13 protein-coding genes and 2 pseudogenes are annotated in these 13,979 nt (G+C 40.0%); 12 read left to right on the forward strand and 3 right to left on the reverse strand.

Annotation, left to right across the window (positions count from 1 at the left end):
• The first annotated feature begins 205 nt into the window (after positions 1–205).
• From DXC04_RS04255 to DXC04_RS04300, 11 genes and pseudogenes are all read left to right on the forward strand, one after another.
• Positions 206–646: a helix-turn-helix domain-containing protein gene (locus tag DXC04_RS04255; RefSeq protein ID WP_118660071.1), complete on the forward strand. Its 441-nt coding sequence runs from the start codon at positions 206–208 to the stop codon at positions 644–646.
• A gap of 366 nt (positions 647–1,012) precedes the next feature.
• Positions 1,013–1,540 (forward strand): fibronectin type III domain-containing protein, encoded by a 528-nt coding sequence (locus tag DXC04_RS04260; protein ID WP_158580438.1) that lies wholly within the window; start codon positions 1,013–1,015, stop codon positions 1,538–1,540.
• Between the two features lie 73 nt (positions 1,541–1,613).
• Entirely contained in the window at positions 1,614–3,221 is a 1,608-nt protein-coding gene (locus DXC04_RS04265; protein WP_118660075.1) for a hypothetical protein, read from the forward strand.
• 30 nt (positions 3,222–3,251) lie between these two features.
• Positions 3,252–3,452, forward strand: coding sequence for a hypothetical protein (locus DXC04_RS16270; RefSeq protein WP_442873196.1), 201 nt, complete (start codon positions 3,252–3,254; stop codon positions 3,450–3,452).
• A 535-nt stretch (positions 3,453–3,987) separates the two neighbouring features.
• Entirely contained in the window at positions 3,988–4,551 is a 564-nt protein-coding gene (locus DXC04_RS04270) for an HD domain-containing protein (protein ID WP_021859522.1), read from the forward strand.
• A gap of 41 nt (positions 4,552–4,592) precedes the next feature.
• Complete coding sequence (locus DXC04_RS04275) at positions 4,593–4,829, forward strand: hypothetical protein (protein WP_118660077.1); 237 nt, start codon at positions 4,593–4,595, stop codon at positions 4,827–4,829.
• A 2-nt stretch (positions 4,830–4,831) separates the two neighbouring features.
• Entirely contained in the window at positions 4,832–5,308 is a 477-nt protein-coding gene (gene moaC / locus DXC04_RS04280; RefSeq protein WP_117537598.1) for a cyclic pyranopterin monophosphate synthase MoaC, read from the forward strand.
• Positions 5,305–6,423 carry a sulfate/molybdate ABC transporter ATP-binding protein gene (locus DXC04_RS04285; RefSeq protein WP_118288091.1) on the forward strand — a complete coding sequence of 373 codons (1,119 nt, stop codon included), beginning with the start codon at positions 5,305–5,307 and terminating at the stop codon, positions 6,421–6,423. Before moaC ends, DXC04_RS04285 begins: the two co-directional genes overlap by 4 nt.
• A gap of 336 nt (positions 6,424–6,759) precedes the next feature.
• Positions 6,760–6,948, forward strand: a pseudogene (locus DXC04_RS04290) (winged helix-turn-helix transcriptional regulator); the annotation flags it as partial.
• 22 nt (positions 6,949–6,970) lie between these two features.
• Positions 6,971–9,097, forward strand: a complete 2,127-nt coding sequence (locus DXC04_RS04295; protein ID WP_021859518.1) for a CocE/NonD family hydrolase — start codon at positions 6,971–6,973, stop codon at positions 9,095–9,097.
• Between the two features lie 290 nt (positions 9,098–9,387).
• Positions 9,388–9,879, forward strand: coding sequence for a DUF2798 domain-containing protein (locus tag DXC04_RS04300; protein WP_118660081.1), 492 nt, complete (start codon positions 9,388–9,390; stop codon positions 9,877–9,879).
• A gap of 86 nt (positions 9,880–9,965) precedes the next feature.
• On the opposite strand, the gene DXC04_RS04305 is transcribed toward DXC04_RS04300, so the two are convergent.
• From DXC04_RS04305 to DXC04_RS04315, 3 genes are all read right to left on the reverse strand, one after another.
• Positions 9,966–11,060 carry a glycerol dehydrogenase gene (locus DXC04_RS04305; protein WP_118660189.1) on the reverse strand — a complete coding sequence of 365 codons (1,095 nt, stop codon included), beginning with the start codon at positions 11,058–11,060 and terminating at the stop codon, positions 9,966–9,968.
• A 181-nt stretch (positions 11,061–11,241) separates the two neighbouring features.
• Positions 11,242–12,525 (reverse strand): anti-sigma factor C-terminal domain-containing protein, encoded by a 1,284-nt coding sequence (locus DXC04_RS04310; protein ID WP_118660083.1) that lies wholly within the window; start codon positions 12,523–12,525, stop codon positions 11,242–11,244.
• Complete coding sequence (locus tag DXC04_RS04315; protein WP_118660085.1) at positions 12,512–13,042, reverse strand: RNA polymerase sigma factor; 531 nt, start codon at positions 13,040–13,042, stop codon at positions 12,512–12,514. The genes DXC04_RS04310 and DXC04_RS04315 overlap by 14 nt, the downstream gene beginning before the upstream one ends.
• Positions 13,043–13,277: 235 nt before the next feature.
• On the opposite strand from DXC04_RS04315, the pseudogene DXC04_RS04320 reads away from it, so the two are divergent.
• Positions 13,278–13,676: pseudogene (locus DXC04_RS04320) on the forward strand (response regulator); the annotation flags it as partial.
• Positions 13,677–13,979: the final 303 nt, after the last annotated feature.

Consider the following 13,979-nt stretch of genomic DNA (forward strand, 5'->3'; position numbering starts at 1 on the left):
ACAGAAATTTTTATAAACAACAGGCAGATGCTGTTGGATAGATTGCTAACAGATTAGATAATAAAGGAATTAATAGATTCAAGTTTATAGAGGACTTAATGAATCCTTGTAATATTGGGCGTTGCATGAATGTTAATTTGCGTTGCTTGATGTATTGATGGCTAATCAGTATACTAGTTTTATCAAACGAAAGGAGTAACTAGAGATGCTTGGTGAAAATATAAAAACTTATCGACAGAAAAAAGGATATACACAGGAAGAAGTTGCCAACAGACTTCATGTGACAAGACAGACTATTTCAAAATGGGAGAAAAACTATTCGGTTCCAGATGCTGAAGTATTTGTAAAATTAGCAGATGTATTAGAGGTTCAAACAAGTCAGTTGCTTGAAGTAAAGGTAGATAGTGATGTGCAAACAACAGAAGAAAAACAGAATGCTTATGCAGAGCAACTAGCACATATTGCTGAACAGATGGCAATCAGAAATCGTCAACGTAAAAGAATATGGAAAACGATAGGAATAGTCTTTGCAGTAATCATCGTTGTATGTATTATTCTTATAGTTATGAATATTGCATTTTTTTCTGCTTACCCGACCACAGAGGATGTTCAGACACACGAAGAGACTATTATGTTGGAAGAATAGAGTTACGAACTTCTTGTTTGTCGAGATGTTGCAAAAATTGGAATCAGGAAAGAGCGAGTTGTCCAGATGATTTTTCATCATTTGGGCGGCTTTTTCAATATCGCCATTTTTATAGGTGTCAAAAATCGTCTGATGTTCGTCATCAATCTGCGTTTGAATCTGAGTTTCCTGACTGTATTGATTTGAAAAAAGAATAATGGTTCCTGGTTTCTGCATCAGAAAGAGCCGCAGTTTTACGTTCATTAGTTATTCAAAGACAGATCATGGCTTATCATAGGTCTCCAGCCTACTGATACCACTAAAGATAAGCCAGCATACAGCTATAAAGATTCAAAGGTTTCATCCGATGAACACCCAAAACCAAATGTGACACCAAGTACGGCATCAACAATCAAAGCAGTATCTCTATCCAAAACATTTTATACTTACGATGGAAAAGTGAAAAATCCAACGATCAAAGTATACAATACAGAAGGCAAACAGATTTCTTCCAAATATTACACAGTAAAGAAGTCATCTGGCCGTAAAAATGTTGGTAAATACAAATATACAATAACATTTAAAAATGGATACAAAGGGAAAAAGATAGTTTACTTCACGATCAATCCAAAATCAGCAAAGCTGACCTCACTCAAAAGAGGATTAAATGGATTTACAGCAAAATGGGGAAAAGTAGCTACGCAAGCTTCTGGATATCAGATTCGATACAGCATGAAATCTTCCATGGCTGCATCAAAAGTAGTGACAGTTAAAAACTACAAGACGACATCCAAAAAGATCACACATCTTAAGAAAAATAAGAAATATTATGTTCAGATCCGTACATATAAAACAGTGTCCAAAGTAAAATATTATTCTGGATGGAGTGGTAAGAAAACGGTTGTGACAAAATAAAAAACAATCTTCTTGTGTTTACGTGTCACGAGTTATATACTTAAAGTGTTAGACTTTATGAGGAGGATATGCCATGAGAAAGATGATGAAAAGGGCAGGAGCGGTAGTACTTTCGCTTGCTGTAGCAATGTCGATGTTATTTTCATTAGCTGCATTGCCACAGATGAAAGTATCTGCTGCTGAAGAAATGAGTCGGTTGAAGAAGTGGTCGCTGATCGCAGGCAGGCTTGGTGATGACGCTTATTTCACAGAAAAACCAACAGACAAAACAGCTGCATTCTACACTGCTGCAGAATATTTCTGGAATGACGAGGAAAAGGTTCTCGCATTAGATTTTTGCAGTCGGGTAAAAGATTATTTTGCGGGAGAAGAAGATTTTGACGAAGCGAAATTGGCAAATATCGGAGAAAATGATTTCTTTTCCTATGACAGTGCTAGGCAGGAAGTGACAATCAAAGGAGTATATGGTGGAGACTCATTGCAGTGCATTGAGCTTGGACAATCAGAAGACGGAAACGAAGACTATGGTGTCTGGGTTGATCCTGAAGAGCCAGATCTCAAACCATATTATACAGTATTAGAGTTTAATGATGACGGTGCAATCGTATCCTATAAGAAACTCTCAGATGATGCAGTACAATTTACATTTGATGTTGGTTTGGAAAATGAAGATGGAGAAGTGACAAATAGCCTCACAACAGAAACTAACAAGGTGTTCATTCCGAAGAATTGTACAGCAAAGTTCAGCTACTGGATCACGATCAAAGCAGATGAAGATAAGATGCCGGTACAATTCACAAGTGATGGTGTATTGGGAGATATTTTTGCACTGGATCTTAAAAGTGCTTCGCCAAAGATTGTAAGCACAGAGGATGACATACTTTCAACAGAAAAAACAGGTTCTACCCAAATTACTTATGAGGTTACATCTCCGGAAACAGGAGTTACATTGTTCAAGCAAACAGTGCCATGTACTTGTTTTGAACTGTCGGTAGAAGGATGTGATTCGCCGTACGGGTGGATTAACATGCTTCCGAAAGAAAGTATGACGCTGAAAGCCAATATTAAAGGATACGACAGTAAGAAAGTTACATATATGTGGGATTCGAGAAAATATGGTATTGCGGAGGGTGGATCTACTTGTACGGTAAAAGCACCATCTTCTCTTGGCGAAGGTACAGTAGATATCTCTCCATGTTTTGACGGAGAATCTGTGGAATATTCATACGAGCAAGCTGTGAATGTTAGAAACTGCAAATTAGCTGTTTCTATCAATGATATGAAGACATTTAAGAAAGCAACAGAACCATTAAAGGTAGGAGAAACTTATTGGCTTAACTTGGGTGGTGCAGACTGGGGCTGGAACTATAAGAATGGATCTCATACATTCTATAAGATCAAGCTTTCACAAAACGGTAAAACACTTAACATTGATGACAATGAAAAGGCTTTGAAATCAGATTTTGCCAATATTGGTATTGGTGCCGGCGGAGGTGTACCAAACCGTATTCTGACTCCAAAGAAAGCGGGAACATTGACAATCACCGGAACGATTTACCGCAATGGAAAAGCTTTCAAAACTGTGACAAAAAAGGTTAAGATCACAAACAAAGTTTCAGTTAAGAAGACAACTCTTTCCAGCGTGAAAAATGTAAAAGGCAAAAAGATGCTGGTAAAATGAAAAAAGAATACATCCGGAAATGGTTACCAAATCCAGTATTCTACAAGCAGTAAATTTGCCAAAGGAAATAAGATAAAGACAATCAGTAAAAATAGTACAACAAGCTGTACGATCAGTAAGCTGAGCAAAAAAAAGACATACTATGTACGTATCTGCACTTGTAAGAAAGTTGCGAAAAAGACATACTACTCTGGATGGAGTACTGTAAAAAAAGTAAAGATTACAAAGTAAAAGAATGAGATGCGAAAAGGATTTCCAGGAGGTTTCTGGAAATCCTTTTTTGCATATGTGCGCCTAGCGGCGCACGTTTCTAACGGGTTAAAGTCCCGAATCCACCCGGTAGTGGGAAGGATATAGTCGACTAACTCATGGACAAATCTCTGGTCTGACGAACAGAAATCTCATATGAGGTTATGCATGGGGGTACCACTGCTTGACATTAATGCGTGAAGTAACATAGTCTATTTAACATGATATATTATGCATTTTGCAAAATGCAAATAAAAGATGAAAACGGAAGGTAGTCAAGGGAAAAAAGGTAGTACTGGTAGAGAAAGGCGCGACCAAGCGAAGCGGGGGTGGCGCGGTTATAACAATTGCGAGTGCATTATTGTTGGTATTATATAATGAAAAATAAATGACAGGAAGAGGTGTCAGATGGTTCTGGCATCTTTTTTTATTGCTAGTGATTGTGTTATACTGGACTTGTTTAACTGGAGATAGAACTTAAACTATAAAATAAAGTATAAAACGAAGGAACAGTCATATGAGTGAATATATAACGACTTATACAGGAATACATTTTAAACCGACAGAACCGGAACCGGAGCTAATCCGGGTGGAAGACATTGCGCATGCGCTCTCGATGATTTGCCGGGGAAATGGACATGTGCATACATTCTGGTCGGTGGCAGAACATTGCATCTGTTGTGCGAAGGAAGCGGCAGCCAGAGGTTTGCCGGACCGCATGGTGCTTGCGTGCCTGCTTCATGACGCCAGCGAATGTTATATGTCGGATGTCCCGACACCTTTTAAGAAGCAGCTCCCGGAGTACGAGGAGCGCGAAGAACGTCTGCTTCGCATGATTTATGAGAAATTTCTTGGCTCGGCATTGACGGAAGAAGAACAGGAGCAGTTAGATGAAATTGATCATGCTCTGGTCTTATATGATCTGGAAGTGCTGCTGAAAGAAAAACAGCAGGAGGAGAAGCCGGAGCTTCGCATTGAGCTGGATTATACGGTGTGTTCGTTTGATGTGGCGGAGGCAGAGTATTTGCAGATTTTCAGGAAGTATTATGAAAATCTACAGAGAGACAAAGGAATATCATGAGTATAGAAAATAAACAGGATGAATTATAAAGGAGATATACTATGAACGCAAAACGAGTGATTGCACTTATTGCAGCACTGGCAATACCGGTGCTATATATCATCACAATAATATTATTTATGATAGGAAGCGATTATGCCAATCTGTTTCTGGCGGTGTCACTGGGAGGAACATTTTTCCTGACACCGGTCATTTTTCTGCTGACGAGAGTGCCAAAAGATATCGGAGAAGTGAGCGGAAACATTGCAGATATGTTAAAGAAAGATAAGGAAGAGTAACGATGAGTGATTTTACACATTTTAACAAGCAGGGTGAAGCCGTTATGGTGGATGTTAGCGAGAAGAAAGATACAGTAAGGGAGGCAACAGCGTCCGGACGGATACGGATGTCGGAAGAGTGTTACCTGAAAGTAAAAAATGATGATATGAAAAAGGGAGATGTGCTTGGTGTCGCGCGTATTGCCGGAATCATGGGCGCTAAGAAGACTTCCGAGCTGATCCCGCTGTGTCACATATTAAACTTAAGTAAACTGGAAGTGGAATTTATCTTCAATGACAATACTTTTGAAATTGAGACAAGGTGCACAGCGAAGACAACCGGGAAGACCGGTGTGGAAATGGAAGCACTGACCGGGGTAAATGTCGCTTTGCTTACGATTTATGATATGTGTAAGGCAGTGGATAAGGGAATGGAAATAAATGAAGTACATTTGCTACGCAAATCCGGCGGCAAAAGTGGAGTGTGGGAGAGACAATGATTGAGATAAACATACAGAAAACATTGGGCAGATTTCATCTGGATATGCATGTGAAAAGTAATAGCAAAAGAATCGGCATCCTCGGCGCAAGTGGCTGTGGGAAAAGTATGACATTAAAGTGTATTGCAGGGATAGAGACACCGGATCAGGGGCAGATCGTACTGGAAGAGCGGATTTTGTATGACAACACTCAGAAGATTAACATCAAACCGCAGAAGAGAAAGATTGGTTATCTTTTTCAGAATTATGCGCTGTTTCCGACGATGTCTGTGCGGAAAAATATTATGGCAGGACTTCGATGCAGCCAGGAAGAGCAGGAAAAAATTGCGGATCAGATGATTGAGAAATTCCAGCTGACCGGATTGGGAAACAGACTTCCGGGGGAACTGTCCGGCGGGCAGCAGCAGCGAGTGGCGCTGGCAAGAATTATGGCATATGAACCGGATGCGATTTTGCTGGATGAGCCATTTTCAGCGCTGGATGAATTTCTGAAAGATAAATTGCAGCAGGAACTGATGGAAATGCTGGAAGATTATCCGGGTACGGTTATTTTAGTGTCTCACAGCAGGGATGAGATTTATCGTTTCAGTGAAGAACTTGTCATTATAGACAAGGGAAAAGTGGTATGCGCCGGAAAGACAGAAGAGATTTTTGCATACCCGGAGTGGAAAGAAGCAGCGAGATTGACCGGGTGTAAAAATATCACGAAAGTAATCCGTGAAGATGCCCATCATTTACAGGTGCCGGCATGGGAAATCTGTCTTGCACTGAAGCAGGAGATATCGGAAGAAATCCAGTACATAGGAATCCGCGCACATGACTTTGTGCCGGTGTGGGATGAGATTTCAGATGAAGGAAAGCGGAATCAGGAGAAAGCGAATGAAAATTTGAATAACAACCGGATCCCGGTGAAAATTGAAAGTGTAGCAAAACTTCCATTTGAGCACAGATTTTTTCTGCGGATATCCGAGAAATGCCGGGAAGAAAATGTAGAAACAGAAGCAAGCGAAAATGTGTGTTGGTTTGTGCAGCGCGACCAGTGGAAAATGCTGGAAGAGCGAGGTCTCCCGGCATGGCTTTATCTCCCGGAGGAGAAGATATTATTATTAAAATAAATATCAGAGTGTTGTAAGTACTTTCTGTTGATTTGCGTTGTATCAGGATTATGCGCCGGGACGCATGTGTGTTTGGCTTGAATCTGGTTTTATTTTATTGGGGAAGGCACTCTCCGACAAGTACACACAATTAAGTGGTGTAGTGCCCTGGAGGAAATGATTGCGTGTTTATAAGGAAAATCGGAGTCTCTGAAATACAAAAAATTTAAGAAGGTGATGGAAAAACAGATGGGAATATTGGATAAAAGAATCGAATGTGTTATCATAAGCATGTAGCGAAAACTTCAAGGGTTATGAATATTCGGAGAAGGATTACGTGAGTGCAAAGCACAGAGCGATTTGCTGACCGGGACGAAACGGTTCGGTGAATTGAAGAAATCAATTGGAAGTGTGTCGCAGAAAGTTGAGTATTCCCTGACGAAACTTGGGTGGAGCCTGCAGCCGATCCTGGATGCCATGAAAGACTGGGGCGAAGACTATAAGAGCAGTCTGGAGAAAAAATACGAAAATCATAAAAAGATATGATTTGTCATTTGGAGGTTTTACAATGGAAGAAAAGTGTTACAGTAAAGTACCGGTATTTGAAAATGGAATGGCTCAGCCAGTATTTCCATTTACCGATGGGAAAAGCGGAGAAAAATACGATGCGAAGACATCTGATACTGTGAGATATTGTGTTTATGTTGAATCCGATTATGATATGGACGGAGACGGAAAAAGAGATCTTGTCAAAGCATTGATCCAAGTTCCGCGAAGTGCTGTAGAGGGAAATTATAAAGCACCTGCTTTATTCGAGGCGCGTCCGTATTGTGCCGGTGTGCAGGAAGACGGATATCAGCATATGAAAGATGTAGCGGAGAAGGAATACCGCAAATTTGATATGGAAGAGTTGAATCACAAGGCAGATCCGCGTGTACCGACGGGTTCTGTCAGTGCAATGGAACTGGCACTTAAAGCAGATCCGTCTGACTGGTATTACCCGGATAAAGGGAACAACAACAGTATGGTTTACGAGAATTTAGAGAATTTCAACTATTATCTTGTGCGTGGATTTGCAGTGATTGTCAGCGCAGGATTTGGTGCACTCGGCTCAGATGGATTTAATTTTGTCGGTTCAGATTTTGAAAGAGATGCTTTCAAATGTGTGGTAGAATGGCTGCACGGAGACCGCACTGCTTACGCAGACCGCACAGGAACAACCGAGACAAAGGCAGACTGGTGCAATGGAAAAGTTGCCATGACTGGAAGATCTTATGCAGGAACAATGCCATTTGCAGTGGCAACAACCGGTGTGGAAGGTCTTAAGACAATCGTTCCGGTTGCAGGAATCGCAGACTGGTACACACAGCAGAATATGCAGGGTGCACAGCGTTACTGGCCAAAAGAGATGTTAAATAGTTTTCTGGCTTACTACTGCTCCAGCCGCTATAATGACGAGACATTATCCGAGAAGCAGCTGGATGATATCGCCGCATTTCATCACGAATTAAGTTTGCAGCAGTTAAAATGTGGATTTGACTATGATCCGGAGTTCTGGGGAAGCGGAAATTATCGCTTAAATGCAGATAAGATCAAATGCAGCGCTCTGATCGTACAGGGATTGAATGATGAGAATGTTTCAACGAAACAGTTTGAGATGATGTACCGTTCTTTCAAACAGGCAGGACAGACGGTGAAGACAATCGTGCATCAGGGACCACATATCACACCGACTATGCCGAATAAAAATTACGGTATTTTGCTCAATGGTCAATTCTATGATGACGTTGTAAATAAATGGATTTCTCATTATCTGTTTGATGTGGAAAATGATGCAGAAGAGATGCCGGAAGTTCTGGCACAGACGAACTATGATCAGAAGAAGTGGGAAACAGAAAAGTCATGGCTCGTAAGTGATAGCATGAAGCTTAACAGCGCTGAATCGGGAGAGGCAGTGATCGATACAGACTGGGAGAAAGCCGGAATCAGTGCAGAAAACTTTGATGACGTGATGGGTATTACATCTACCAACATGGGCAAACGTTATGTGACAGCACCATTTGAGAAAGCTGTTACAGTGCAGGGTACTGTGTGCCTGAAGATGAGAGCTGCGTTAAAAGACGGAGATGCGGAATGCGATTTCCATCCGGAGAACAGAAATGATGCAGATACACTTACGATGAAGCTTGGAAACTCAAAAATTTCCGGTAAGATGGATGATGTGGAAGTTGCAGTTCTTCTCTGCGATGTGTGTGATGAGGAATTTGACAGCATTCAGACAGTTGATCCGGAGAGAAATATTGTTCCGGTAGAGGTCGTAAAAGAAGGCGGCATTGTAAATGGCGGAGATCTTCCGGCATTTGATGAAGCTGAATTTAAGACAGTACATAAAAAATACCGTGTGATCACAAGAGCATTTGCAGACCTGTGTAACCCAGAAGCAGGATACGAACCGGAAACAGCGCAGAACAGTATTGAACTTAAAAAGGGTGAATATCACGATTATAACATTTATCTGAATGCGACCAGATATACGGTGCAGCCGGGACATAGCCTTGCGATTGTAATTGCAACAGAAGATCCGGTAAACTGCCTGATCCATAAGACTTACAGTGTTGCAATCGATAATGCATCTGTGAAAGCGGAAGTACCTGTGACAAAAGCAGCAGAGGACAGAACATTAACTCTGAAATAGCAGAAGCGATTGTCTTAGATATGTTATGGTGATGTGTTATAAGATGAGATGCAAATGAAAGAGATGCCAGGAAAGTAAGATAATGCTTTCCTGGTAAAAATCAAAGAATATTTTGGAGTTGAGAGTTGCATTTTCGACGGGAATTTGTTAGAATAGTTAACCGTATGAAAAATAAATAAAGATTTTGGTATTAATTGGAAACGACACAAGTGTATGCTTGATTAACGAACAACACAAGTGTCTTTTTTGTACCCATTTTAAGAATTTATGAGAGAAAAGGAGAACAAACAATGCCAAAAACTTTATTTCAAAACATTTTTTTTACACTGATGATGTCATTTTTGATGGTCTACGTCATGGTCTGTTACAATATCGCACTGAACATGGGTGGAATGAGCAATGAAATTTTCCTGATGGCTTTTGGAGAAATGAAAATCATGTGGCCGGTTGCATTTTTACTGGAGTTCTTTGTAGTAGATAAGATGGCACATGCACTTGCGTTCCGTATTGTGACACCGAAGGACAGACAGATTGTAATCGTGCTTGCAATTTCTGCAATGATCGTATGCATTATGTGTCCGGTTATGAGTCTGATCGCGACAGTACTTTTCAAAAATGCAGGAGCAAATGTGCTTGCAACATGGTTTGAAACAACATTTTTTAATTTCCCGGTTGCATTATTCTGGCAGATTTTTTACTGTGGACCGTGTATTCGTTTTATTTTTGGAAAATTATTTCCGGAAAAGGAAAATACATCAGATGCAGTAAGTGCGGAATCATAGAGAAATGTTATAATTAAGAAATACAACGGGGCTGGCGCGCTAGTAATCATTAAAGCGCCAGCCTCGTTTGTTAATGTATGATTATATTATTTGCCAAGTGCGAGCTTACCCATTGCATCTGCCTGAAGGATAGCATCATACAGTTCAACCGGCTGTACGTCGCCGGCAAGATTGTGGATGGTCTCACCTGGTACACAGGCATTTTTGGCGATTGTTTCAACCTGTTCTGCAGTAGTAACTCCAATTTCTTCAAGTGTGACAGGAAGACCGACTTCCATACAGAAATTCTGTACTTCTTCAAATTCTTCTTTTGGAACACCTTCCAGAATAAGCTGAACCAATGTTCCGAGTGCAACGCAGCAGCCGTGGTCGGCATGTGCGATTCCAAGAGAAGTTACACCATTGTAGAAAGAGTGTGCAGCGGCACAGTTTACATTATCAGCACCAACACCGGAAAGATATACATTTGCCTCTACAATATTCTCCAAAGCAGGAGTAACAGCATGTACTTTGCATGCTTCTACAGCCTGTTTACCATATTCACGAAGTGTGTCATAACACAATCTTGCAAGTGCTTGACCGGCTCTTGTGATTCCAGTACCTTCCAGACTGGCAGATTCAGTACGGATAGAAGCACGACCTTCAAAATAAGTTCCGAGTGCATCGCCCATTCCTGCAATGAGGAATTTTACCGGCGCATTGGCGATGACCGTCGTATCAACCATGACTGCATCCGGGTTAGTAGGATAGAATAAATATTTATCAAAACTATGATCGTCGTTGTAAATAACGGAAAGTCCGGTACATGGTGCATCAGTTGCAGCAACTGTAGGAACAATAACGATATGTTTTCCTGAATAGTATGCAGTTGCTTTTGCTGTATCGACTGCACTTCCACCTCCGACAGCAACAACAGTGTCTATTTTGTCTTCTTTTACAATGTCTTGCATTTTGGCTATTTCACTTTTGCTGGAAATGCCGCCGAAAATTTCATAACGTCTGTAGTCGTCTAAATCTCCAAAACTCTGCTCGATTTTATCGTGGCAGGCTTTATATCCGCTTCGGGAACAGACAAATAACCATCTTTTTCCCATATAGCCCATTTCTTCCTGAAATTTCAAAAGTGCATCTCTGCCCTGTACATATTTGAGTGGTTCACGCATTGCTCTAAGTCTCTCCATCATGATCAGTTACCTCCTGAAATTATATATCTTTTTGTCACCGTCTATAGTATAGCACAATTTCAAAAAAGTGTGATAATTTTTTAACATATTAATCAAAAAAATAACGATGAGTTTAATGTGATAAAGTGTTAAATTTGGGACGGGGATTTTCTAGAAAATCCCCGTCCCAAATTTAGTTTTACTGCATCTCTTCTGTATAGATTGAATAGACTTCTTTCTGATTAATCAGTTCCTCCAGAGTTTCTTTATCCGTAACGGTTGCGTATCCATAGATGTGAAGTCCGTGTTTCTTCACATAGGATTTCGCCTGTGCAAGTATTCCGGCATTAAAAGTTCCGGTATTACCGGATTCGGACATCATCTGTACAAATTTTTCCTGATCGGTAAGGTAATTTAAAAGGCTCAGAAAATGCTGCTTCGCATATTTTCCTTTGTATAGATTTTTAATTGCACTATCTGCTTCATCAATCCAGCCATCTTTATTGACCTTACATCCCGGAAATAAATTAGGATATTTCTTATCATTCCATGCAATCGGACCGAAAGAAGAAGGATTGCATACGAAACCGATATTTGAGGTATGGAGTGAATAGGATGGATCACCATCTAAAGAATCAAATGCATTTATCTGCACACCGCACCATACTTCGTTGATCTTCTGCTTTTGAATATATTTTGCAAAAGAAGGATAATCCATAATATTTTCCAGAGATACATAAGCTAAGTACATTTTACGTGAATCCAGATCTTTGATGTAAGCTTTTGAATCTTCTTTGTTTCCACCGGCGCTTGTGGAAATAGATTCGCCTTCTTTCAAATCTACAACTTTTTCCATGTATGCAACATTTTCAGAAGCAGAAGAGGTTTTTGACTTTGCACCTGCCTGATTCCAGAAAAATGAATTGCCGACTGGCGTTTTTAAAACATTGCTGTCATAGTAATGGATTTTTCCGCGTGTAATATAACCGGAGACATCTGTCATCGTTCCGGTCATGCTGAAAGTCTGTGGAATTGTAAAATTATAATCGCCATATCCTTTTGATTCCACAGTGGCAGAAACTCTGCGCTTACCTGGAAGAAACAGTTCTGTGTAAGCTGCCATATCCCGGCTGAGCTGTGTCTGGGTGGATTGACCGGCCTTGGCTTCTTTGGCAGGATTATAATAAAATCTGGAAACGACTGACGGCAGGCAAAATTGTATAAATAACACCAGTACAAGTGTAACTGCAAGCACAGCGAGTCCAAGTTTGCGGAAAGCACTTCGGATAGAGCGGTTGACGACTTTGATAAAATCGGTATCGTCTTTTTCCATAAATACATCGCCTAATTCCGGAATTTCCTCTTTTTCATAAAGATAATCACCAATAGCTTCCTGACGCTCAATGTCCTGTTCTATTTTTTTTTGCTGTTCCGGCTCAAGTTCGCCGGCTTTATATAATTCAATTAATTCACGATAAGTCATCTTGTTCCCTCCTATATGATATAAGATATTTTTTGAGCTCTTTTTTCGCACGATAGGCAAGCATTTTCACGCTGCCGGTAGTGAGCCGTAGCATGGCGGCAATTTCTCTCTGGGAAAAATCTCCAAAATATTGTAAAAGAATGACTTCTTTCTGCTGTCCTTTTAAATGGTGGATCGCTTCCCAAAGCTGTTTTGTCCCTTCTTTTTGTAAAATTTCTTCCAGAACATCCTTCTTGATAAAATATTCCGAAACAGGAGCTGCATCTTCTGTATGGATTGCCTCCAGTGATGCAAGAGTTTTTGCTTTCTTATAATAATTGTAGTAAAGATTTCTCGCTACCATATAAAGCCAGGCACGCATATTGGTGTGAGAATCCTTCAGCGAAAGCCAGGCTTTTAAAAATGTATCCTGTAAAATATCGTCAGTTACAGTGCAGTTTGAACTGAGTGAATAGATGTAAAGATACAGTTCTCTGTAGTAGCGTTTATACAGTTGTTCCAGTAAATACTTGTTCAGATCCTCACCCCCCTCACTTTCATACTTGAAATATCCGTAGCTTTCTTAACTATATAACAATTTTGCTTTAAAGAGGTAACGATTTTGTTTAATAATTTTTTTGGGTATCACTTTATGGTATAATAAGACTGAATTTTGGTCTAAAATATGGATAAAAAGTGTCAGAATGGCATGCGGTATGGTGCTGGACCAGGCGGAATCTGAGGTGAAAAAATTCAAAGAACTTCCGATTGATGGAACGATTGATGGGTTGTCATTGCTACTCGCTGAAGATAATGAATTAAATGCGGAAATTGCAGAATTACAATTGAAAGAAGCAGGAGCAGACGTTACAATTGTCAGAGATGGACAACAGGCGGTAGATTTATTCATAGAAAAACCGGAAGGAACATTTGATGCAATCCTAATGGATATTATGATGCCGGTAATGGACGGACTGTCTGCAACTCGTGTGATTCGTGTGTTAGACCGGGAAGATGCTAAGACGATTCCGATCATTGCGATGACAGCAAACGCATTTGCGGAAGATGCGAGAAGAAGTATGGAAGCGGGAATGAACGCACATCTCGCAAAGCCATTGGATATGAAAAAAGTTATATTAACCATTCAAAAATGTTGTGATAATAAAAAGTAGAGTGATGTTCGGATATAGGAAAAAGAAATATACAGAACGAAAAGGAAAGGCTTAGTATAGATACGGAAAAAAGAAAAGGAACAATTAATTATCAACAGCCTATTGACGAGATATATTAAACATGGCTGGATGTTTATTCCTGTTTTAATTTGAATATAAAGAGCATATAATTAGAAAAGAAAAATATTGACATTAACAGGAACTTTCTATATAATAATGAAATTGTGAAAGTGTCTTTATTTGTGCCTGAACAGGCAGAATAATGAATAAAAATAACAGATTTATGAATATGTATACTAAAGT

Origin of the sequence: Dorea sp. OM07-5, assembly GCF_003481355.1 — a bacterium.
Classification (GTDB): Bacteria; Bacillota; Clostridia; order Lachnospirales; family Lachnospiraceae; genus Dorea_D; species Dorea_D hominis.

Coding starts and splice junctions, on each gene's coding strand:
- DXC04_RS04255 (WP_118660071.1), top strand. CDS start 206: ATGCTTGGTGAAAATATAAAAACTTATCGACAGAAAAAAGGATATACA.
- DXC04_RS04265 (WP_118660075.1), top strand. CDS start 1,614: ATGAGAAAGATGATGAAAAGGGCAGGAGCGGTAGTACTTTCGCTTGCT.
- DXC04_RS04270 (WP_021859522.1), top strand. CDS start 3,988: ATGAGTGAATATATAACGACTTATACAGGAATACATTTTAAACCGACA.
- DXC04_RS04275 (WP_118660077.1), top strand. CDS start 4,593: ATGAACGCAAAACGAGTGATTGCACTTATTGCAGCACTGGCAATACCG.
- moaC (WP_117537598.1), top strand. CDS start 4,832: ATGAGTGATTTTACACATTTTAACAAGCAGGGTGAAGCCGTTATGGTG.
- DXC04_RS04285 (WP_118288091.1), top strand. CDS start 5,305: ATGATTGAGATAAACATACAGAAAACATTGGGCAGATTTCATCTGGAT.
- DXC04_RS04295 (WP_021859518.1), top strand. CDS start 6,971: ATGGAAGAAAAGTGTTACAGTAAAGTACCGGTATTTGAAAATGGAATG.
- DXC04_RS04300 (WP_118660081.1), top strand. CDS start 9,388: ATGCCAAAAACTTTATTTCAAAACATTTTTTTTACACTGATGATGTCA.
- DXC04_RS04305 (WP_118660189.1), bottom strand. CDS start 11,060: ATGGAGAGACTTAGAGCAATGCGTGAACCACTCAAATATGTACAGGGC.
- DXC04_RS04310 (WP_118660083.1), bottom strand. CDS start 12,525: ATGACTTATCGTGAATTAATTGAATTATATAAAGCCGGCGAACTTGAG.